This window comes from Enterobacter cloacae complex sp. HYC033_NIDB (assembly GCF_056673335.1).
Window position 1 is genome coordinate 64,462 of record NZ_CP115123.1, and the last position, 21,576, is coordinate 86,037.

A 21,576-nucleotide genomic window follows, 5' to 3' on the forward strand; every position below is an offset into this window, starting at 1 on the left:
ATCAGAGTTTCCTTGCCAGAATTAACGTTTTCCGCTGTGCAGCCAGTACGGATCCTGCGAAATGGCCTCGTTGCGGAAATGCTCGATTTCGATCTGCTGACGGGTCTCGATGGCATGCTTCAGCCCCTGCCAGTTCTCCAGCCAGGCCTGCGCCTTAACGCCCTCATACGCACCTGACAGCAGCAACATGCTGTCGATGTTACGCGCCAGGCGGGGAAGCTGATCGCCATACTGGTCGCCCAGCGGATGCGCAAAGGTGGTTCTCAGCTCGGCCGCGTGACGGGAGAGGTGGATATCCGCAAAACGTTTGAAGTTTTCCGCAATTTTGGTCTGCCCTTTCGCATCGAGGAACGTGCGCCAGCCGCGCGTCACCAGAAACTCGGTCAGCGCCAGTTTCGCGCCGGCGTTTTGCGGGCTGTAGATCGCCGTTTGTGCCGACACGTCGGAAAGCATCAGCGTTTCGGTTTGAGTGAGCAAATCACGTAAGTGAGTGCTGGCTTTACGCGGTACAATGCCGCCAAAGAGCGTCAGGGTATGACGCACCAGCCCCATAGCGGCCAGCACCTGTTTTTTGGCATTTTTCACGTTACGCGCCCACAGCTCCTCGTGGTACTGCCACTGAGAGAGCGCCAGCTCCAGCGCCGCTTCCATGCCCTGCTCAACGGAGGCTTTCGGCACAACGCGCAGAATCGGGGTTTCTCGCAGCACGCGCGGCGCATTCCCGGCGGCCAGGTGATAGCCGCGTGCCGCTTTACTCAGGCTGCCCTGACGCAGGCCAGGCTGGTTCACCAGCTTGTGCGCCAGCTTCAGCACGTCGCTCGCCTCGCCTTCCAGCAGTTCGAGTTCCAATTCGCAGATCGGCTCCTGCTCTTCACCCGCCTTAATTTCACCCCGATCGAACGCGATCTCAATGCGGCTCTTGCCTTCCGACACCAGCCATTTTTCGCGCCAGAAATCGGTGCTGAACAGCGGTTGCGCCTCTGCCGACAGCGTTGCGGGCAGCGTCCCTTCCGGCCACACTTCCGCCGGAAAACGATCCAGCTCAAGTTCTGGCTTACTGATGTCGATATTGTATTCCGGACGCTGGTGCAAACCGCCCACCACGCGACCGGCGATTTTCATCGTCATCTCGTAGCGCCCGTTCGCACCCCGGATGCGCAGGCCCATATCGTGGTTGCGCAGCCAGTTGTCCGGCGTTTCGTAATAGATGTTGAGCAGCTGTACGGGTTCATGGTGCTCGCCGGACAGCGTGTTCAGATGCTGGCGGAGCGCGTCAGCGCTGTCTTTTTCGACGATAAACTTTAATTCGATCTCTTGTGCCATAGCCTTGTACTTTTGCGTGCGTCACAGACGCGTCGATGAAGGCGAACTTCCTCGCCATTTGTTTGTCAGTACATAGTATTTTGCGCCAAATTGCCACGCAATGAGCAATTTGACGGGCGTAAAAGTTTAAAGCGGTGGAAATCATGACACAGATGATTCCGATTGATGATGAATCCTTTGCGTAGCGACACTGATACCACTACTATCGTTCCACTTTTTATGAAAATAACGACTGATATGCTTAAATTACGCCTGATTGGACTTACTTTACTCGCTTTTAGCGCCGCAACCGCGGTCCACGCTGAAGAGAAACGTTACGTTTCTGATGAACTGAATACCTGGGTACGCAGCGGCCCTGGAGACAATTATCGCCTCGTGGGTACGGTAAATGCCGGCGAGGAAGTGACTCTGCTGCAAACCAATGCAGACACCAATTACGGTCAGGTTCGTGACAGCTCTGGCCGCACCTCATGGATCCCGCTGAAAGAGCTGAGCACGGTGCCAAGCCTGCGCACCCGCGTGCCGGACCTGGAAAATCAGGTGAAAACCCTGACCGATAAGCTGAACAACATTGACGGCACCTGGAACCAGCGCACCGCAGAGATGCAGCAGAAAGTGGCGCAAAGCGACAGCGTGATCGCCGGTCTGAAAGATGAAAATCAGAAGCTGAAAAATGAGCTCATCGTCGCGCAGAAGAAAGTGAACGCCGCGAATCTACAGCTGGATGACAAACAACGCACCATCATCATGCAGTGGTTTATGTATGGCGGCGGGGTGCTTGGCGTCGGTCTGGTGCTGGGTCTGGTGCTTCCTCACCTTATCCCGAGCCGTAAACGTAAAGACCGCTGGATGAACTAACTCGTCTTCTCTGCCACACTTACGTATCATCTTGCGAAAAGAGAAAACGGGAGTGTTGGCGTGAAGAGTTATCTGGTCGGTGGTGCGGTACGTGATGCGTTATTAGGTCTGCCGGTCAAAGATAAAGACTGGGTCGTGGTCGGTGCCACGCCCGAAGCGATGATTGACGCGGGCTACCAGCAGGTAGGCCGCGATTTTCCTGTGTTCCTCCATCCGAAAAGCCGGGAAGAGTACGCCCTGGCGCGTACCGAACGGAAATCCGGTTCCGGTTATACCGGCTTCACCTGCTATGCCGCGCCGGATGTGACGCTGGAGCAGGACTTACTGCGCCGCGATCTCACCATTAATGCCCTGGCGCAGGACGAAAAAGGCCATATTATCGACGTCTACGGCGGCCAGAACGATCTGCGCGACCGTCTTTTACGCCATATTTCCCCCGCCTTTTCTGAAGATCCGTTACGCGTACTGCGCGTGGCGCGTTTTGCCGCCCGTTATGCCCATCTCAGCTTCCGCATCGCCGACGAGACGATGGCGCTGATGACGGCCATGACCGACGCGGGCGAGCTGGAACATCTGACGCCAGAACGCGTCTGGAAAGAGACCGAAAACGCCCTGACTACCCGCAATCCACAGGTCTTTTTCCAGGTACTGCGCGACTGCGGGGCGCTGAAAGTGCTATTCCCGGAAATAGATGCGCTGTTTGGCGTGCCCGCCCCGGCGAAATGGCACCCGGAAATTGATACCGGCATTCACACCCTGATGACGCTGAGCATGGCCGCCATGCTCAGCCCGGAGGTGGACGTGCGCTTTTCCACCCTCTGCCATGACCTCGGCAAAGGGTTAACGCCAAAGGAGTTGTGGCCACGCCACCACGGGCACGGTCCGGCTGGCGTGAAGCTGGTTGAAGGGCTTTGCCAGCGCCTGCGCGTGCCGAATGACATTCGCGATCTGGCAAAACTGGTGGCCGAGTTTCACGACCTGATCCACACCTTCCCGATCCTGAAACCCGCCACCATCGTCAGGCTGTTTGATAACATCGACGCCTGGCGCAAACCGCAGCGCGTGGAGCAAATTGCGCTGACCAGCGAAGCCGACGTGCGCGGCCGCACCGGGTTTGAAGCGTCCGATTATCCACAAGGTCGTTTGCTGCGTGAGGCGTGGGACGTGGCGAAAGCGGTGCCAACAAAAGAGGTGGTGGAGGCAGGATTTAAAGGCCCGGCGATCCGCGAAGAGCTGACGAAGCGGCGGATTGATGCGGTTGCAGCGTGGAAGGAAAAACGTTGCCCTCAGCCGAAAGACTGAGGGCGGTCGGTCATCAGAAGAAGACCACGTACACGGCAGCCGCGACGATAAAGCGGTAGATCGCGAACGGAATAAACGAAATACGCTTAATCAGTTGCAGGAAGGTTTTGATGGCGATCAGCGCCACGATAAAGGCGGTGATAAAGCCCACGGCGAACATCGGAATGTCGCCCACGGTCAGGAAGCCGATGCTTTTGTAGAGATCCAGCGCGGTGGCGCCCATCATCATCGGCACCGCCAGCAGGAACGAGAACTCAGACGCCGCGTAACGGCTCACGCCCATCAGCATCCCGCCGGAAATGGTTGCCCCTGAACGGGAGAAGCCCGGCCACAGCGCCAGACACTGGAAGCAGCCAATCATAAACGCCTGGCGATACGTCATATCGTCCAGACCTTCCGCACGCGGGGTTTTTGGCTTCAGCACTTCGGCGGCAATCAGCAGGAAGCCGCCGACAACCAGCGCGTACATCACGTTAATCGGGTTGAAGAGCGATTTAATGGTGTCGTGGAACACCAGCCCCAGCACCACCGCCGGGATCATCCCGAGCAGAATATGAATCAGCGTCAGGCGCCCTTTGCCCTCTCCTTCACGCTGCGGCAAACGCCCGAAGTGGATACCGATCAGACCAAACAGACGTCGCCAGAACATCACGACCACCGCCAGGATAGAGCCCAGCTGAATAACCACCTCAAACGTCTTTGCGGTATCGCCTTCAAAGCCCAGGAGATGGCCAACGATAATCATATGGCCCGTACTGGACACCGGCAAAAACTCCGTCAATCCTTCGACCACACCCAGTATTGCCGCCACCAGCAGCGAGTGCATATCGCTCATCTATAAACCCCTAAAAAGATATAAAAAAACGGTGTCCCACGCGGACAACCGTGAAAGATACAGCTTTAAGACCGATATAACCTAAAATGGTTTAGCTATTATGACGTTAAATCTTTCCTTTCAGATTTGTGCCACGCTCGATGATCACGCCTACATTGGCGGCGCGCGCCACCGCTCCCGGCTTGCTTAGCTTAATGCGCACCCATGGGGAGTTAAATCTGCTCAGCAGCAGGTCTGCTACCTCTTCCGCCACGCGTTCTACCAGCGCAAAACGTTGCCCTTCCACATGGGCGATGACCGTTTCACTGATGTCGGCGTAGCTCAGACAGTCATTCACATCATCGCTTTTTGCTGACTTGCGGTTGTCCCAGCCCATTTCGATATCGAACACCAGTTTCTGCTCGATGGTCTGTTCCCAGTCGTAAACACCAATTGTGGTGATTACCGAAAGTTGCTCTATAAATACAATATCCATCACGACCTGCCTGCTTTTTGGCTAAACCGGATACCACTTCCGGCGAATTATGCGTATTATCCACAGATGCTGAGAATACAGATACATTTTCAAAACGGAACAGCGTTATGAGTGCAATCGCGCCTGGAATGATTATCCTCGCCTACCTTTGCGGCTCAATCTCCAGCGCCATTCTGGTCTGCCGCATCGCCGGGTTGCCTGACCCGCGTGAAAGTGGTTCCGGGAATCCGGGGGCGACCAATGTACTACGAATTGGCGGCAAGGGAGCAGCCGTAGCGGTTTTGATTTTTGATGTTCTGAAAGGAATGCTTCCCGTCTGGGGCGCGTATGCGCTCGGCGTCACACCCTTCTGGCTGGGGCTGATTGCCATCGCCGCCTGCGTCGGCCACATCTGGCCTGTTTTCTTTGGTTTTAAAGGCGGTAAAGGCGTGGCCACCGCGTTTGGCGCGATTGCGCCGATCGGCTGGGATCTCACCGGCGTGATGGCGGGCACCTGGCTGCTGACCATCCTGCTGAGCGGTTATTCGTCGCTGGGCGCCATCGTCAGCGCGCTGATCGCCCCGTTCTATGTCTGGTGGTTTAAACCGCAGTTTACCTTCCCGGTGTCGATGCTCTCGTGTCTGATCCTGTTGCGCCACCACGACAACATTCAGCGCCTGTGGCGTCGTCAGGAAACGAAGATCTGGACGAAGCTCAGGCGTAAAAAGAAAGACGCTCAGTAAACCGTTCGTTATGCCTTATAACCAAATGTGATTTTTGTCACCTTCTGCCTGTGGTAACTGTTAGAGACACAACACAACCACACAAAAAAGAAAATGGCAGAAATCACAGATTCAACTCCCCTTCCAGCGGCAGGAAATACCCCGGATGGCGACATCAGGTGGGTACGCAGCGCATCGGACGTTTCACGTCTCGTTAATGACGGCTCTCAGGGCCGGGCCAATGCCCGCATCGTGGTCGGTATCGCGCTCGGGGGAATTTTCCTCGATGCCTACGATCTCGGCGCGCTGGCATTCGGCATCAAAGACATCACCCGCGAATTTAACCTGACGCCCGCCGGTACCGGCATGGTGGCTTCAGCCATTACGTTTGGTGCGATTGTCGGGGCGCTGCTCGGCGGCTATCTTACGGATAAAATCGGGCGCTACCGCGTCTTTATGGCCGACATGGTGTTCTTCGTGGTGGCCGCCATCGCCTGTGCGCTGGCCCCGAACGAATATGTGCTGGCGGGCGCGCGCTTTGTGATGGGTCTTGGCGTGGGGATCGACCTTCCCGTGGCGATGGCATTTCTCAGCGAGTTCGCCAGGCTGAAAGGCCCGGGGAATAAAGCCTCCAGCGTCGCAATGTGGTGCCCCACCTGGTATGCGGCCATCAGCATCTCTTATCTTCTGGTGCTCTTCTTTTACGCCGTGCTGCCGGAAAGCCACAGCGACTGGCTCTGGCGCCTGATCCTTGGCTTTGGCGCGGTGCCCGCGCTGGTGATTATCGCCATCCGCAGCCGCTATATGAGCGAATCCCCGGTCTGGGCGGCGAATCAGGGCAATCTGAAGGAGGCGGCGTCCATCCTGCGGCAGTCTTACAACATTAATGCCCACGTACCGCAGGATGCGCTCGACCAGCCCGCGCCTGTCGTGAACAAGGCAAAATGGTCGAACTACCTGAACCTGTTCCGCGGTATCTATCTGCGGCGTACCACGCTCGCCACGCTGCTGTCAGTGGTCTCCTCGTTCGCCTATAACGCCGTAGCCTTTGGCCTGCCGGTGATCATCTCCAGCTTCTTTGTGCAGTCGATGCTGACCACCATTCTGATCTCGCTGGCGCTTAACCTGCTGTTCGCATTTGTCGGCGGGCTGCTGGCGGTGCGCTATGTTCCGCGCTTCGGCGCATGGCGGATGTCACTGGCGGGTTATGCGTGCCAGCTTGCGGCACTGCTCGGCCTGGCGCTGATTGGCCGCCCTGACGGGGCTACGGAAGGCGTGGTCGCCGTCGCGATGCTGGCGCTGTTCCTGTTTGGTCAGGGTTTTGGTCCAGGTGCGCATACCATGACGTTTGCCTCCCTGAGCTACCCGACCTCGCTGCGCGGCGTGGGTGTGGGGCTTAACCAGACGCTGATGCGCAGCAGTTCAACGCTGTCACTGTTTCTGTTCCCGCTGCTGGTCGCCTCGCTGGATACCGCCGTGTTCTGGGTGATTGCGCTGGCGCCGTTTATCGGTCTGGCGTCGCTGCTGGCGATCCGCTGGGAGCCGTCGGGGTATGATGTGGATGCAGAGGATTATCGCTAGCCTTTCTTGCCGGGTGGCGCTGCGCTTACCCGGCCTGCATTACTGAAACCGGCTCACATGAGCCGTTTTTTTATCCATAAGCGACTCATATGACAGCCTTCATTTACGCCAGGGCATACTGAAACGTACCCCGATAGTGTGGAAATGGAAGCACCATGTTAGCAACTCAGGTCACTGATAATTCATACAAAGGCTGGCAGGCCTCGCTTGCCCTCCAGTTTTGTCATACCCCTGAGAAAACCCTTCTCCATTCCGCGCGTCACAGCGGGCCGCTCACCGTTCAGCGTCCGTTTTATCCCGAAGGGGAAACCTGCCACCTTTACCTGCTGCACCCGCCAGGCGGAATTGTGGGCGGAGATACGCTGGATATTTCCGTGCGGCTCGACGCCAAAAGCCATGCCCTCATCACCATGCCCGGCGCCAGTAAGTTCTATCGCAGCAACGGCCCGCTGGCCTGCCTCAGTCAGCATTTTTACCTCGACGAAGAGGCCACGCTGGAGTGGCTGCCGCAGGACACCATTATTTTCCCCGGCGCTAACGCCGCGCTGCGTTCCGTCTTTCACCTGCACGCCACCAGCACGCTGCTGGCGTGGGAGCTGTACTGTCTGGGCCGTCCGGTGATAAACGAAACCTTCAGCCACGGCACGCTGGAGAACCGCCTTGAGGTGTGGGTGGATGGCGAGCCGCGTCTGATTGAGCGACTGCATCTCAGCGGTGGCGATCTGACGCCCGTCGCGGACCATCCGTGGGTCGGCACGCTGCTGTTCTATCCGGCCCGGGAAGCACTTCTCGACGCGGTGCGTGCGCTTCTCGCCCCGCTGGAAAACGTTGGCGGGGCGACGCTCACCGACGATCTGCTGTCGGTGCGTTTTCTCTCCCACGACAACCTGATTTGTCAGCGGGTGATGCGCGATATCTGGCAGTCGCTTCGCCCGCTTTTAACTTCCAAAACCGCCTGTTCGCCGCGCATCTGGCAAACATAAGAGAAACGCTATGGAACTGACTCCCAGAGAAAAAGACAAGCTGTTGCTGTTCACCGCCGCGCTGGTTGCCGAACGCCGCCTCGCGCGCGGGGTAAAGCTCAATTACCCGGAATCGGTCGCGCTGATCAGCGCCTTTATTATGGAAGGCGCGCGCGATGGCGAAACCGTCGCCTCGCTGATGGAAGCCGGCCGCCACGTCCTGACGCGCGATCAGGTGATGGAAGGCGTGCCGGAGATGATCCCGGATATCCAGGTGGAAGCCACCTTTCCGGACGGATCCAAGCTCGTCACCGTCCACAACCCGATCGTGTAAGGAGCGCGTGATGATCCCAGGCGAATACCGGATCCAGTCCGGCAACATTGCTCTCAACGTCGGGCGCGAAACCCGAAGTGTGATCGTGGAAAACCACGGCGACAGGCCGATCCAGGTGGGATCGCACTACCACTTTTACGAGGTCAACCCGGCGCTGAAGTTCGATCGCGAAGCCACCCGAGGTTACCGGCTGAACATCCCTGCCGGCACTGCCGTGCGCTTCGAGCCCGGCCAGAAGCGGGAAGTGACGCTGGTGCAGGTGACGGGCGCACAGCGCATTTTCGGTTTTCGCGGCGAGGTCATGGGCGAGGTGAAACATGGCTGAGATTTCACGCCGGGCGTATGCCGATATGTTCGGCCCCACTACCGGGGATAAAGTGCGGCTGGCCGACAGCGAGCTGTGGATCGAAGTGGAAGACGATCTCACGATCTACGGCGAAGAGGTTAAATTCGGCGGCGGAAAAGTGATCCGCGACGGCATGGGACAGGGGCAGATGACCGCCGACGACTGCGTGGATCTGGTGCTCACCAACGCGCTGATCGTCGATCACTGGGGGATCGTGAAAGCGGATATCGGCGTAAAAGATGGGCGGATCTTCGCCGTCGGCAAAGCCGGAAACCCGGACATCCAGCCCGGCGTGACGATCCCGATTGGCGCGGCAACGGAAGTGATCGCCGCCGAAGGGAGGATTGTCACCGCCGGCGGGATCGACACCCACATCCACTGGATCTGTCCGCAGCAGGCGGAAGAGGCGCTGGTGTCTGGCGTCACCACCATGATCGGCGGCGGCACCGGGCCTGCGGCAGGCACAAACGCCACCACCTGCACACCGGGGCCGTGGTATATCGCCCGCATGTTGCAGGCAGCCGATACGCTACCGGTGAATATTGGCCTGCTGGGTAAAGGGAACGGCTCCAACCCGGACGCGCTGCGCGAGCAGATCGCCGCAGGTGCCATCGGGCTTAAGATCCACGAAGACTGGGGCGCGACGCCTGCGGCCATCAACTGTTCGCTGGAGGTCGCTGAAGAGATGGATATTCAGGTGGCGCTGCACAGCGACACGCTGAACGAGTCCGGTTTTGTCGAAGACACGCTGGCCGCCATCGCCGGGCGCACCATCCACACCTTCCACACCGAAGGGGCGGGCGGCGGCCATGCGCCGGATATCATCACCGCCTGCGCGCACCCGAATATTCTGCCCTCCTCCACCAACCCGACGCTGCCCTACACGGTCAACACCATCGACGAGCACCTAGACATGCTGATGGTTTGCCATCACCTCGACCCGGATATCGCCGAGGACGTGGCGTTTGCCGAATCCCGCATTCGCCGGGAGACCATCGCCGCCGAAGACGTGCTGCACGATATCGGCGCGTTCTCGCTCACCTCGTCAGATTCACAGGCAATGGGCCGCGTGGGGGAAGTGATTATCCGCACCTGGCAGGTGGCGCACCGCATGAAGGTGCAGCGCGGCGCACTGCCGGAAGAGACCGGCGATAACGATAACTTCCGCGTGAAGCGCTATGTCGCCAAATACACCATCAACCCGGCGCTGACCCACGGCATCGCCCATGAGGTCGGTTCTATTGAGGCGGGCAAGCTGGCGGATCTGGTGGTCTGGTCCCCCGCCTTCTTTGGCGTCAAACCCGCCACCATCGTCAAAGGCGGGATGATCGCCTGCGCGCCGATGGGCGACATCAACGCCTCGATCCCCACGCCGCAGCCGGTACATTACCGCCCGATGTTTGGTGCCCTTGGTGCCGCACGCCACGCCACGCGGCTGACGTTTGTCTCTCAGGCTGCTGATGCCAGCGGCATTCCGCAACGGCTCGGACTGCAAAGCGCCACCGCGGTGGTGAGAGGCTGCCGGTCGGTGAAAAAGGCCGACATGATCCACAACGATTTACAGCCGAATATCACCGTTGACGCGCAAACCTATGAGGTACGCGTCGACGGCGAATTGATCACCAGCGAACCGGCAGAGGTTTTGCCGATGGCGCAACGCTATTTTCTGTTTTGAGGAGTCATGATGATCTATTTAACCCAACGCCTGGACCATGCGCATCCGATTACCGCCAGCGTCACGCTACCGATTGATGTGCGGGTAAAAAGCCGCGCCCGCGTGGCGCTGAACGACGGCCGCGAAGCCGGGCTAATGCTGCCGCGCGGCCTGCTGCTGCGCGGGGGCGACCTGCTGACTACCGACGATGGCAGCGAGGTGATCGAAGTGATCGCCGCCCCAGAGTCGGTTTCCGTGGTGCGCTGCGCCGACCCGTTCCTGCTCGCCCGCGCCTGTTATCACCTGGGCAATCGTCACGTACCGCTGCAAATAATGCCTGGCGAACTGCGCTACCACCACGACCACGTCCTCGACGATATGCTGCGTCAGTTCGGGCTGGAGGTGACCTTCGCCAGCCTGCCATTTGAACCGGAAGCGGGCGCTTACACCAGCGATGCCCACAGCCATAGCCACTCTCACGCTCATTCACATTAAGGACTCATCATGCGCAAGTACTTACCGCTGTTACTGCTGGCTTTTTCCGTTCCCGCGCTCGCCCATCCCGGCCACGGGACCGACAGCTTCCAGGCCGGATTTCTCCATCCGCTGACCGGGCTGGATCACCTGCTGATGCTGACGGGGGCTGGCGTGCTCTCCGCCCTGAGCGGCCGCAAGCTGCTGTTGCCGTTAGCGACGCTCGGCATGATGCTTGCTGGTGCCGTTGCGGGCAGCCTGCTCGGCGGCTTTAGCGGCATGGAGATGCTGATTATCGCCTCGCTGGCGGTCTGCGGCGTGATGATGTTTAAGACTGAAAATCGCCTGCTGCTGGCGGTGCCAGCCCTGGCGATGTTCCACGGCTGGGCGCACGGCGTGGAGATGTCCGGCCACAGCTTCTGGCTCTTCACCAGCGGGTTTATGTTAGCCAGCGCCACGGTGCTGTGTGCCAGCTTCGCGGCAGGGCTGCTGCTGCGCCGTCACGACGGCCTGCGTAAAACCTTCGGCGGCGGGCTGATCGTCTCCGCCCTGCTGGCGCTGATGAGCTGATGGAGCACGCCCGCCAGCGGCTGCGCCTGATGCAGCTCTCCAGCAGTAGCCTGCCGGTCGGATCGTTTACCTGGTCGCAGGGGCTGGAGTGGGCCGTTGAGGCCGGGTGGGTCACGGACGCTGAGGCCTTCAGGCGCTGGCAGATCCAGCAGATGGAGCAGAGCTTTTTCTGCGTCGACCTTCCGCTGTTTATCCGCCTGTATTGTGCCTGCGCGAAGCAGGACATCGCGGCAGCAAAACGCTGGACGGCATACCTGCTCGCCTGCCGGGAAACGCGCGAGCTGCGCGATGAAGAACGCAACCGTGGGGCAGCCTTTACGCGGCTGATTAAGAGCTGGGAACCTGACTGCCCGCCAGAATGGCTGCCGCTGTTGATGCGAAGCCAGCTCGGCGGCATGGCGTGGCTCGGCGTGCGCTGGGGCATTAACGCGCGCGAGCTGGCGCTGAGCCTGGGCTACAGCTGGATAGAGAGCGCGGTGATGGCGGGCGTCAAGCTGGTACCGTTTGGGCAGCAGGCCGCACAACAGCTGATTATCGACCTGAGCGACCATTTTGCCGCCGGGTTTGAACAGGCATTTTTACGTGGCGACGACGCGCTGGGGGCCGCTACGCCGCTGTCGGCCATCGCCTCCGCGCGCCATGAAACCCAATATTCACGACTATTCCGTTCCTGAGGAGTCAACATGGCTGATTACAAACATCCCCTGCGCGTTGGCGTGGGCGGCCCGGTAGGGTCGGGCAAAACCGCCCTGCTGGAAGCGCTCTGCAAGGCGATGCGCGACACCTATCACCTGGCGGTGGTGACCAACGATATCTACACCAAAGAGGATCAGCGCATCCTGACCGAGGCGGGTGCGCTGGAGCCAGAGCGCATCGTGGGGGTGGAAACGGGCGGCTGTCCGCACACCGCCATCCGCGAAGATGCCTCAATGAACCTGGCGGCGGTGGAAGCACTCAGCGAGAAGTTCGGCAATCTGGATCTGATCTTCGTGGAAAGCGGCGGGGATAACCTGAGCGCGACCTTCAGCCCGGAGCTGGCGGACCTCACCATCTACGTCATCGACGTGGCCGAAGGGGAAAAAATCCCGCGCAAGGGCGGGCCGGGGATCACCAAATCCGATTTTCTGGTGATCAACAAAACCGACCTCGCGCCGTACGTGGGGGCGTCGCTGGAGGTAATGGAGCGCGACACTAATCGCATGCGCGGCGAGCGTCCGTGGACGTTTACCAACCTGAAAGCGGGTGACGGTTTAGCGACGATTATTGCGTTTCTGGAAGAGAAAGGAATGTTGCGGGTGTAGGGTGGTTTATTGCACGTTAGCACACGTGGATCTTGTAGGCCCGGTAAGCGCAGCGCCACCGGGCAAAGAAACTCACGCCTCAGGCAGTTCCGCCAGCGGCCAGCGCGGACGCACAGACACGCTCAGGTCAGCCGTTGCGCCGGCGTTCAGACGCACCATCCCGGCGTAGGCGATCATCGCCCCGTTATCGGTGCAAAATTCAGGACGCGCGTAGAACACTTCCCCGCGACGCTTTTGCATCATCTCAGCAAGCTTCGCACGCAGCGTACGGTTAGCGCTCACGCCGCCCGCCATCACCAGACGCTTAAAGCCGGTCTGATCCAGCGCGCGCTTGCACTTGATCATCAGCGTATCCACCACCGCGTCTTCGAACGCACGGGCGATATCGGCGCGGGTCTGCTCGCTGTCATCGTTATTACGGATCGTATTCGCCGCGAAAGTTTTCAGGCCAGAGAAGCTGAAATCCAGCCCCGGACGGTCGGTCATCGGCCGCGGGAAGACAAAGCGCCCTTCCGTTCCCTGCGACGCCATTTTCGACAGCATCGGGCCACCCGGGTAATCCAGCCCCAGCAGCTTGGCGGTTTTGTCGAAGGCTTCACCGGCAGCATCGTCGATCGACTCGCCCAGCAGCGCGTACTTGCCAATGCCCGTTACGCTAATCAGCTGGGTATGCCCACCGGAAACCAGGAGCGCCACAAACGGGAACTCTGGCGGATTGTCTTCCAGCATCGGCGCCAGAAGATGCCCTTCCATATGGTGAACCGGAATGGCCGGAACATCCCACGCGAAGGCCAGCGAACGCCCTACCGTTGCGCCGACCAGCAGCGCGCCGACCAGGCCCGGCCCTGCGGTATAGGCCACGGCATCAATATCTTTTGCACTCAACCCGGCCTCTTTAAGCGCCGCCTGAATCAGGGGAACCGTTTTACGCACGTGGTCACGAGAGGCCAGTTCAGGCACGACGCCGCCGTAATCAGCGTGCAATTTCACCTGACTATACAGCTGGTTGGCCAGAAGCCCTTTTTCGTCGTCGTAAATCGCGATGCCGGTTTCATCGCAGGATGTTTCAATACCCAGTACACGCATGACTTGTTTTACCTCGTTTCAATACCGCGCAGTGTAGAGCCTGGGCGGATTGTTGTAAAACTTTGTTCGCCCCAGGAAGAAGCCTCGTGTATACTCCTCACCCTTATTAAAGTCCCTTTCAAAATCGCATCGGTGCTTTACAAAGCAGCAGCATTTGCAGTAAAATTCCGCACCATTTTGAAATAAGCTGGCGTTGATGCCAGCGGCAAACCGAATTTATTAAAGGTGAGAGTTACATGCCGGTAATTAAAGTACGTGAAAACGAGCCGTTCGACGTAGCACTGCGTCGCTTCAAACGTTCATGCGAGAAAGCAGGTGTTCTGGCTGAAGTTCGTCGTCGTGAGTTTTATGAAAAACCAACGACCGAACGTAAGCGCGCTAAAGCTTCCGCTGTGAAACGTCACGCGAAGAAACTGGCTCGCGAAAACGCACGCCGTACTCGTCTGTACTAATCTGTTGAGGGCCACAGCCCTCAATTGACAGACAGAGTTGTAGTCGTAAGGCCGTGCTTCCGGAAGGAATGCGCGGCTTGTTTTCGTTTATAAGTCGCTTAAATTTTTGGGGCATATGGCCGGAAGAATCCCACGCGTTTTCATCAATGACCTGCTTGCCAGAACCGACATCGTCGATCTCATCGACGCGCGGGTGAAGCTAAAAAAGCAGGGCAAGAACTACCATGCGTGCTGTCCGTTCCATAACGAAAAAACCCCCTCTTTCACCGTAAACGGTGAAAAACAGTTCTACCATTGCTTCGGCTGTGGCGCACACGGTAATGCCGTCGATTTTTTGATGAACTACGACAAGCTCGAGTTCGTTGAAACCGTCGAAGAGCTGGCGGCGATGCATAACCTTGAAGTGCCGTATGAAGCAGGCAGTGGGCCAAGTCAGATCGAGCGCCATCAGCGGCAAACGCTGTACCAACTGATGGATGGCCTGAATTCGTTTTACCAACAGTCTCTTAAGCACTCTGCGGCTGAGCCTGCGCGTCAGTATCTGAACAAGCGCGGACTGAGTGACGATGTGATTGCGCGTTTCGCTATTGGTTACGCCCCGCCCGGCTGGGACAACGTGTTAAAGCGTTTTGGCGGCAATAGCGAAGATCGTAAATCCCTCATCGACGCAGGCATGCTGGTCACCAACGACCAGGGACGAAGCTACGACCGCTTCCGTGAACGGGTGATGTTCCCGATCCGCGACAAGCGTGGCCGGGTGATAGGTTTTGGTGGTCGCGTGCTGGGTGATGCCCTGCCGAAATACCTTAACTCCCCGGAAACCGATATTTTCCATAAGGGCCGCCAGCTTTACGGTCTTTATGAGGCACAGCAGGATAATGCGGAACCTCCGCGTCTTCTGGTCGTCGAAGGCTATATGGATGTTGTTGCGCTGGCGCAGTACGACATTAACTATGCCGTTGCGTCGCTGGGAACGTCCACCACGGCGGACCATATCCAGCTGCTGTTCCGCGTCACCAACAACGTGATTTGCTGTTACGACGGTGACCGCGCAGGACGCGACGCCGCCTGGCGAGCGCTGGAAACCGCGTTGCCGTATATGACCGACGGGCGTCAGCTACGCTTTATGTTCCTGCCCGACGGTGAAGACCCGGATACGCTGGTGCGTAAAGAGGGCAAAGCGGCGTTTGAAGCGCGGATGGAGCAGGCTCAGCCGCTCTCCACGTTTCTGTTTAACAGCCTGATGCCGCAGGTTGATTTGAGTACCCCTGACGGGCGCGCGCAGCTCAGCACGCTGGCGCTGCCGTTAATCAGCCAGGTGCCCGGCGAAACGCTGCGCATCTATCTGCGTCAGGAGTTAGGCAACAAGCTCGGCATTCTGGATGACAGCCAGCTTGAACGTTTAATGCCGAAACAGGCTGAAAACGGTACGGTTCGCCCCGCGCCTCAGCTAAAACGCACAACCATGCGTATACTGATAGGGTTGCTGGTGCAAAACCCCGAACTTGCTCCGCAAGTGCCGTCGCTGGCGGGTTTGAACCACGAAAAATTGCCCGGGCTTGGCTTATTTTCAGAATTGGTCAACACTTGTTTGTCTCAGCCAGGTCTGACCACCGGACAACTTTTAGAGCATTATCGCGGCACAAAAGAGGCCGCTACCCTTGAAAAACTGTCGATGTGGGACGATATAGCAGATAAGGATATCGCAGAAAAAACGTTCACCGACTCGCTCAACCATATGTTTGATTCGATGCTTGAGTTGCGCCAGGAAGAGTTGATAGCTCGCGAGCGCACCCATGGCCTGAGCAGCGAAGAACGCCGGGAGCTCTGGATGATTAACCAGGAACTGGCGAAGAAATAAAAAATTTAACGGCTTAAGTGCCGAATATCGATCGGGAAGCCCCCGGCAGCCGCACTGAGAGGCAGCGGCAAAAATATAAGTACGCCCTCGCTTTAAAGGTTGGCAGCCCATCGCCGACACCAATCAAACGAATTAAGTGTGGATACCGTCTTATGGAGCAAAACCCGCAGTCACAGCTGAAACTTCTTGTCCAACGCGGTAAGGAGCAAGGCTATCTGACCTATGCCGAGGTCAATGACCATCTGCCGGAAGATATCGTCGATTCAGATCAGATCGAAGATATCATCCAAATGATCAATGACATGGGCATTCAGGTGATGGAAGAAGCACCGGATGCCGATGATCTGTTGCTGGCTGAAACCTCCAACAACACTGACGAAGATGCGGAAGAAGCTGCTGCACAGGTCCTGTCCAGCGTGGAATCTGAAATCGGGCGTACCACTGACCCGGTCCGTATGTACATGCGCGAAATGGGTACCGTTGAACTATTGACCCGCGAAGGCGAAATTGACATCGCAAAACGCATCGAAGACGGGATCAACCAGGTTCAGTGCTCTGTTGCCGAATACCCGGAAGCGATTACCTATCTGCTGGAGCAGTACGATCGCGTCGAAGCGGAAGAAGCGCGTCTGTCCGATCTGATCACTGGCTTTGTCGACCCGAACGCTGAAGAAGATATGGCGCCAACCGCCACTCACGTCGGTTCTGAGCTGTCTCAGGAAGAGATGGATGACGACGAAGACGAAGATGAAGAAGAAGAGGACGACAGCAGCGACGATGACAACAGCATCGACCCTGAACTGGCGCGTGAGAAGTTTGCCGAGCTGCGTACCCAGTACGAAGTGACGCGTGACACCATCAAAGCGAAAGGCCGCAGCCATGCCGCCGCTCAGGAAGAGATCCTGAAGCTGTCTGAAGTGTTCAAACAGTTCCGCCTGGTGCCAAAACAGTTCGACTACCTGGTGAACAGCATGCGCGTGATGATGGATCGCGTACGTACCCAGGAACGTATCATCATGAAGCTGTGCGTTGAACAGTGCAAAATGCCGAAGAAGAACTTCATTACCCTCTTCACCGGCAATGAAACCAGCGAAACCTGGTTCAACGCCGCTATCGCGATGAACAAGCCGTGGTCTGAAAAGCTGCACGACGTGAAAGAAGACGTACAGCGCGGCCTGCAAAAACTGCATCAGATTGAAGAAGAGACCGGCCTGACCATCGAGCAGGTGAAAGACATCAACCGTCGTATGTCCATCGGTGAAGCGAAAGCCCGCCGTGCGAAGAAAGAGATGGTTGAAGCGAACTTACGTCTGGTTATCTCTATCGCCAAGAAATACACCAACCGTGGCCTGCAATTCCTGGATCTGATTCAGGAAGGCAACATCGGTCTGATGAAAGCGGTAGATAAGTTTGAATACCGTCGTGGTTACAAGTTCTCCACCTATGCTACCTGGTGGATCCGTCAGGCGATCACCCGCTCTATCGCAGACCAGGCGCGCACCATCCGTATTCCGGTGCATATGATTGAGACCATCAACAAACTCAACCGTATCTCTCGCCAGATGTTGCAGGAGATGGGCCGCGAGCCGACGCCGGAAGAGCTGGCTGAACGCATGCTGATGCCGGAAGACAAGATCCGTAAAGTGCTGAAAATCGCTAAAGAGCCAATCTCCATGGAAACGCCAATCGGTGATGATGAAGATTCGCATCTGGGTGATTTCATCGAGGATACCACCCTCGAGCTGCCGCTGGACTCTGCCACCACCGAGAGCCTGCGTGCCGCTACGCACGACGTGCTGGCTGGCCTGACCGCCCGTGAAGCCAAAGTGCTGCGTATGCGTTTCGGTATCGACATGAACACCGACCACACGCTGGAAGAAGTGGGTAAACAGTTTGACGTTACCCGCGAACGTATCCGTCAGATCGAAGCGAAGGCGCTGCGTAAGCTGCGTCACCCAAGCCGCTCTGAAGTGCTGCGTAGCTTCCTGGACGATTAATCGGTCCTGAAATGAAAAAGCTCCCAAGCGGGAGCTTTTTTTTTGTTTATGCCCTCTCTCTGTAGGTGAGGGCATCAGGCCGCAGAGGAGCTAAAGCCCCCTCACCACCAGTGCCTCATCAAGTTCCCGATACGCCTCCACCAGCTTGTCCAGCGTCGCCCTGTTCAGCCCGCTCGGGTTCGGCAGTACCCACACCTGCGTTACACCAATGGTAATGTTCTGCTTACCCCACCTGGCGCCGCGCTGGCTGAACGCCTGCTCGTAGGCCTGCTTGCCGAGGATCGCCAGCGCAGCGGGCTGATAGTCTTCAATTTTCGCGATCAGCTCACGCCCGCCAGCGCGCAGCTCATGCAGATTTACTTCGCTTGCCTGTACCGTGGGCCGCTCGACCAGCATGGTGATGCCACAGCGCGTATCCAGCAGCTGCTGCTCTTCTTCCGGCTTAAGCTGTTTGTCGGTAAATCCGGCCTGGTGGATCACCTTCCAGAAGCGATTTCCCGGATGAGCAAAGTGAAAACCGGTGTGCGCCGATGACTTACCCGGATTGATACCGCAGAACACCACCCGCAGGCCAGGGGCCAGAATATCGTTGATCATCTCTACTCCTGTCTATGCATCTTAAGGTAAGTATAAAGGATTGATTATGCGTTGTTTATAAAAACAGCAGGCAGGTGTGAATGGCTGGATTGCTGAGGGGAGTTACTTTATAATTCACCGCCACGGCCCCTTAGCTCAGTGGTTAGAGCAGGCGACTCATAATCGCTTGGTCGCTGGTTCAAGTCCAGCAGGGGCCACCAAATTTTAGCTTTAGAATCATCCAGTTAAGCCACTCAATTGAGTGGCTTTTTTGTTACTCAATACATGAGTGTCGCACGAAAGTAAGAGAGTCTCCCGCTCATCAAAGTTTTGATAAAGCCCTGTCCACATGACTAATAGGCCAAAAAGTTGCTTTCCATAGACTTTTGACTTTAAATTCCCGCGACAAATGAAAGGGAAAGATAAGTAATGGATAAACAAGCCAGAGCAAATCATTTACGTGAATGCTTACGCCAGGAAGTAATGATGAGTTCTAAGAAGTTTTCGTGGTTCGGGGTGCTGCATAAAGCTATCAAATGCCCTAATCGCCGTTTCCACTTCTGGTGGCGCATTGCTTCATACTGGCATCATTCAGACAGTAACTTCCTGAAAAAACGAGCTACTAAGATAAACAGAAACCTCATTTTCAAATATGGAACTGATATTCAGTTGGGCGCACACATCGGACCCGGAATGGTGATTTCCCACCATCAAGGGATAGTGATAAACGGCTCCGCTGTCATCGGACACTCTTTGCGTATCAGGCAGAACATAACGGTTGGCATTACCGGTGCGAATGTCCATAAAGAGCCGATATCCATTGTTATTGGCAACAATGTCAGCATTGGCGCGGGTTCCTGCATCATCGCAGATAAGATTCGCATCGGTGACAACGTTGTAATCGGCGCTATGTCATTTGTGAACAAAGACATTCCCAGCAACACCACTGTCTATAGCGAAAAAACTTTGCATGTCATACCTAACAAATTACATGCAGCATGAAACAGGCACTGCTACACGTTTCAGTTTTTTAAAGTGATTTCCTGCCCCCAAACCCGCGCCAGCTCTCACCGTGCGGGTTTTCCCTGAACTTCTTGCCTCCTATATTTTGATCTTCTTTTTTCTCACAAAGTCTAAAATATCATTAATTATCTGATAGTTACAAATTTCATTAAATACTCCGCAGATCCATAAAAGTGAAAAACCCTGAAATTCTTTTCAATCTTTTCAGTTCTGGTTTTCCGCAAAGCCGCCAGCACCGGCGAGGTCTGGCAGTCTGGTTTGTAGAAAAATAAAACTGAAAAAATTTTATGATCCAAAAACCACAGGCGGGTGCGGTGTAGTGCGATTTTGGTCTGCGAAAAATTTTTTTGGTCATGCTGTGACGCGCCAGCGCCCTGCTGTGCGCACGATCTGTTTTAAGGGTGGCTCTGAGTGTGCGAAAAGGCTGAACGCGCCAGAGCGCCGCTGATAGCGCGTATCCGCTGCTGAATCGCCTGGCTGATATGGGGCAGACCTTTGCCCGGTGGATGCAGCTGTTTCCCAATATCGCACGGGTACGCCGTGAAAACTTACACGCGGCTCATCGGGTCATTGACCCGACCGCAAGGGATTTTTAAATAAATATTTATCTATCGACTAAATTTCCCCTTGTCCCAGCTCTCGCCACGGGCCGTTAAGTCAATTGACGGCGCGGCCGCTATTCCCTCAGCATCATAAAAAAATGCGGACGTTGTAAAGCTGTACACAGTGCCGTGAACAGTAAATGAGATATTGTTGCCTATGCCTTCAACTTTTGCGCGGGCGGTATTCGCTGTAAGCGTGGGCGCGATATGTTGTTTTTCGAGAGCCACCAGCGGATCACCGTCAATCTTACTCGCTAAAAAATAACGATACACTTCCCCGGTGGTCATGTTCGAGCCGTCATACTCAGTAATGTATAACCAGGTCCGGGGCGTGAGCTGGCGAACTTGATATAGCCGATCACTAACAGTTAAACGCTGTATATGTTGGAAATAACAGTACCCCGCGACCGCCAGGGCCATAAGAATAGTGGCGATCCAGTGCAGCGTCCTAAAAGTGATGCTGTTTAACATAGTCGATGCCTTGCTTTATCCAAAATTGGTCAATCGGATCATCACCAAACGGCGGGGTCCCCGTGAAATTACCCCATTCGGGTCTTGATGTGCCGGCTTTCCACTGCGCCGCGCCGGCAGCAATAAGCAAAATCTTTGCAGGGATGCACGCTGCATAACCCACAGCGCCGTAATGGAAATTCCCGAAGTCAGCATAAGCCCGTTTATGTTGTTTGTAATCCCACGGCCCGCCGTTTCTTACTCGCTCATAAAACCACGTATACGTAAGCGGGGCGGCCATATTCTGGACTTCGTGACGCGCCCGCGCGAGCCTTATGTGTTCGCGCAATATCTCCAGCCCGCGGGGTGGATAAATCGGTATACATGCCATCGTTCTTCCTTTCTGCCAGGCAAAAAGGGCAACATAAGAGCAATAACGGTAATGCGTACTGCTGAAGATCAATTTATTAATTTTATTTGCAACATCAATAAGTAACGAAATTAAATAACACGAACCTATAACACAATTTGTATCACCTGCGATCCGTATTTAGTCATTAATGAGGGTTTACCCTCAATGGAAATGGAGTTTTAAAAATGGCTATTCCTGCTTATCTATGGCTTAAGGATGATGGCGGCAACCCGATTAAGGGATCTGTGAATGTTCAAAATAGAGAAGGTAGTATAGAGATCCTCTCTTTTAGTCACGGCTTGTTAGTTCCGACCGATAACAACACCGGCAAGATAACCCGGTTCCAGCTCTCCGCACTTCTTATACATTTGGGATATTTTAATCATGCTTAATGCTGTTAA

23 protein-coding genes, 1 tRNA gene and 1 pseudogene are annotated in these 21,576 nt (G+C 56.3%); 18 read left to right on the plus strand and 7 right to left on the minus strand.

Translation table 11 applies throughout. From position 1 onward, the window contains the following. Positions 1–21: 21 nt before the first annotated feature. Entirely contained in the window at positions 22–1,323 is a 1,302-nt protein-coding gene (locus O1721_RS00290; RefSeq protein ID WP_023295460.1) for a CYTH domain-containing protein, read from the minus strand. Between the two features lie 237 nt (positions 1,324–1,560). On the opposite strand from O1721_RS00290, the gene O1721_RS00295 reads away from it, so the two are divergent. Continuing rightward, entirely contained in the window at positions 1,561–2,181 is a 621-nt protein-coding gene (locus O1721_RS00295; protein ID WP_001303390.1) for a TIGR04211 family SH3 domain-containing protein, read from the plus strand. A gap of 60 nt (positions 2,182–2,241) precedes the next feature. After that, positions 2,242–3,483 (plus strand): multifunctional CCA addition/repair protein, encoded by a 1,242-nt coding sequence (locus O1721_RS00300; RefSeq protein WP_017384033.1) that lies wholly within the window; start codon positions 2,242–2,244, stop codon positions 3,481–3,483. 13 nt (positions 3,484–3,496) lie between these two features. On the opposite strand, the gene bacA is transcribed toward O1721_RS00300, so the two are convergent. Together bacA and folB are read right to left on the minus strand one after the other, a co-directional pair. Next, on the minus strand, positions 3,497–4,318 hold the full coding sequence (gene bacA, locus O1721_RS00305; protein ID WP_003862545.1) for an undecaprenyl-diphosphate phosphatase: 822 nt from the start codon (positions 4,316–4,318) through the stop codon (positions 3,497–3,499). A gap of 106 nt (positions 4,319–4,424) precedes the next feature. Continuing rightward, positions 4,425–4,793 carry a bifunctional dihydroneopterin aldolase/7,8-dihydroneopterin epimerase gene (gene folB / locus O1721_RS00310; RefSeq protein WP_017384032.1) on the minus strand — a complete coding sequence of 123 codons (369 nt, stop codon included), beginning with the start codon at positions 4,791–4,793 and terminating at the stop codon, positions 4,425–4,427. Positions 4,794–4,900: 107 nt separating this feature from the next. On the opposite strand from folB, the gene plsY reads away from it, so the two are divergent. The 10 genes from plsY to ureG all read left to right on the plus strand — a co-directional run bounded on the left by plsY (position 4,901) and on the right by ureG (position 12,716). Next, the gene (gene plsY, locus O1721_RS00315) at positions 4,901–5,515 is read left to right on the plus strand and encodes a glycerol-3-phosphate 1-O-acyltransferase PlsY (RefSeq protein ID WP_003862548.1); all 615 of its coding nucleotides are present in this window, start codon (positions 4,901–4,903) and stop codon (positions 5,513–5,515) included. A 93-nt stretch (positions 5,516–5,608) separates the two neighbouring features. Beyond that, positions 5,609–7,075 carry an MFS transporter gene (locus O1721_RS00320; protein WP_032649583.1) on the plus strand — a complete coding sequence of 489 codons (1,467 nt, stop codon included), beginning with the start codon at positions 5,609–5,611 and terminating at the stop codon, positions 7,073–7,075. A gap of 155 nt (positions 7,076–7,230) precedes the next feature. Continuing rightward, positions 7,231–8,058, plus strand: a complete 828-nt coding sequence (locus tag O1721_RS00325; protein ID WP_015571905.1) for an urease accessory protein UreD — start codon at positions 7,231–7,233, stop codon at positions 8,056–8,058. Between the two features lie 10 nt (positions 8,059–8,068). Continuing rightward, on the plus strand, positions 8,069–8,371 hold the full coding sequence (locus O1721_RS00330) for an urease subunit gamma (RefSeq protein WP_003862556.1): 303 nt from the start codon (positions 8,069–8,071) through the stop codon (positions 8,369–8,371). A 10-nt stretch (positions 8,372–8,381) separates the two neighbouring features. Next, on the plus strand, positions 8,382–8,696 hold the full coding sequence (locus tag O1721_RS00335; RefSeq protein ID WP_015571906.1) for an urease subunit beta: 315 nt from the start codon (positions 8,382–8,384) through the stop codon (positions 8,694–8,696). Next, positions 8,689–10,392, plus strand: coding sequence for an urease subunit alpha (gene ureC, locus O1721_RS00340; protein ID WP_032649586.1), 1,704 nt, complete (start codon positions 8,689–8,691; stop codon positions 10,390–10,392). The genes O1721_RS00335 and ureC overlap by 8 nt, the downstream gene beginning before the upstream one ends. Positions 10,393–10,401: 9 nt before the next feature. Continuing rightward, positions 10,402–10,866: an urease accessory protein UreE gene (ureE, locus tag O1721_RS00345; protein ID WP_017384028.1), complete on the plus strand. Its 465-nt coding sequence runs from the start codon at positions 10,402–10,404 to the stop codon at positions 10,864–10,866. Positions 10,867–10,875: 9 nt separating this feature from the next. Beyond that, positions 10,876–11,415: a HupE/UreJ family protein gene (locus O1721_RS00350; RefSeq protein WP_015571909.1), complete on the plus strand. Its 540-nt coding sequence runs from the start codon at positions 10,876–10,878 to the stop codon at positions 11,413–11,415. Then, complete coding sequence (locus O1721_RS00355) at positions 11,415–12,089, plus strand: urease accessory protein UreF (protein ID WP_032649588.1); 675 nt, start codon at positions 11,415–11,417, stop codon at positions 12,087–12,089. Before O1721_RS00350 ends, O1721_RS00355 begins: the two co-directional genes overlap by 1 nt. Before the next feature lie 9 nt (positions 12,090–12,098). Beyond that, complete coding sequence (ureG, locus tag O1721_RS00360) at positions 12,099–12,716, plus strand: urease accessory protein UreG (RefSeq protein WP_014071813.1); 618 nt, start codon at positions 12,099–12,101, stop codon at positions 12,714–12,716. Between the two features lie 72 nt (positions 12,717–12,788). Here ureG and tsaD read toward each other — a convergent pair whose 3' ends face one another. Further along, positions 12,789–13,802: a tRNA (adenosine(37)-N6)-threonylcarbamoyltransferase complex transferase subunit TsaD gene (tsaD, locus tag O1721_RS00365; protein ID WP_015571911.1), complete on the minus strand. Its 1,014-nt coding sequence runs from the start codon at positions 13,800–13,802 to the stop codon at positions 12,789–12,791. Between the two features lie 236 nt (positions 13,803–14,038). Between tsaD and rpsU the strand changes: the two genes are divergently transcribed. The 3 genes from rpsU to rpoD all read left to right on the plus strand — a co-directional run bounded on the left by rpsU (position 14,039) and on the right by rpoD (position 18,112). Further along, complete coding sequence (rpsU, locus tag O1721_RS00370) at positions 14,039–14,254, plus strand: 30S ribosomal protein S21 (protein ID WP_001144069.1); 216 nt, start codon at positions 14,039–14,041, stop codon at positions 14,252–14,254. A gap of 115 nt (positions 14,255–14,369) precedes the next feature. After that, positions 14,370–16,115: a DNA primase gene (gene dnaG / locus O1721_RS00375; RefSeq protein ID WP_003862574.1), complete on the plus strand. Its 1,746-nt coding sequence runs from the start codon at positions 14,370–14,372 to the stop codon at positions 16,113–16,115. 152 nt (positions 16,116–16,267) lie between these two features. Next, positions 16,268–18,112, plus strand: coding sequence for an RNA polymerase sigma factor RpoD (gene rpoD, locus O1721_RS00380; protein WP_015571912.1), 1,845 nt, complete (start codon positions 16,268–16,270; stop codon positions 18,110–18,112). A 90-nt stretch (positions 18,113–18,202) separates the two neighbouring features. On the opposite strand, the gene mug is transcribed toward rpoD, so the two are convergent. Further along, positions 18,203–18,709 carry a G/U mismatch-specific DNA glycosylase gene (mug, locus tag O1721_RS00385; protein ID WP_032649590.1) on the minus strand — a complete coding sequence of 169 codons (507 nt, stop codon included), beginning with the start codon at positions 18,707–18,709 and terminating at the stop codon, positions 18,203–18,205. A gap of 124 nt (positions 18,710–18,833) precedes the next feature. Between mug and O1721_RS00390 the strand changes: the two genes are divergently transcribed. Then, a tRNA-Ile gene (locus O1721_RS00390) sits at positions 18,834–18,909 on the plus strand. Between the two features lie 208 nt (positions 18,910–19,117). Beyond that, positions 19,118–19,690, plus strand: coding sequence for a serine acetyltransferase (locus O1721_RS00395; protein WP_032649592.1), 573 nt, complete (start codon positions 19,118–19,120; stop codon positions 19,688–19,690). Positions 19,691–20,319: 629 nt separating this feature from the next. Here O1721_RS00395 and O1721_RS00400 read toward each other — a convergent pair. Further along, positions 20,320–20,784 (minus strand): hypothetical protein, encoded by a 465-nt coding sequence (locus O1721_RS00400; protein ID WP_017692646.1) that lies wholly within the window; start codon positions 20,782–20,784, stop codon positions 20,320–20,322. Then, positions 20,762–21,154 (minus strand): polymorphic toxin type 44 domain-containing protein, encoded by a 393-nt coding sequence (locus O1721_RS00405; RefSeq protein ID WP_017692645.1) that lies wholly within the window; start codon positions 21,152–21,154, stop codon positions 20,762–20,764. Before O1721_RS00405 ends, O1721_RS00400 begins: the two co-directional genes overlap by 23 nt. A gap of 206 nt (positions 21,155–21,360) precedes the next feature. Between O1721_RS00405 and O1721_RS00410 the strand changes: the two are divergent. Beyond that, positions 21,361–21,540, plus strand: a pseudogene (locus tag O1721_RS00410) (type VI secretion system tube protein Hcp); the annotation flags it as partial. Between the last annotated feature and the right edge of the window lie 36 nt (positions 21,541–21,576).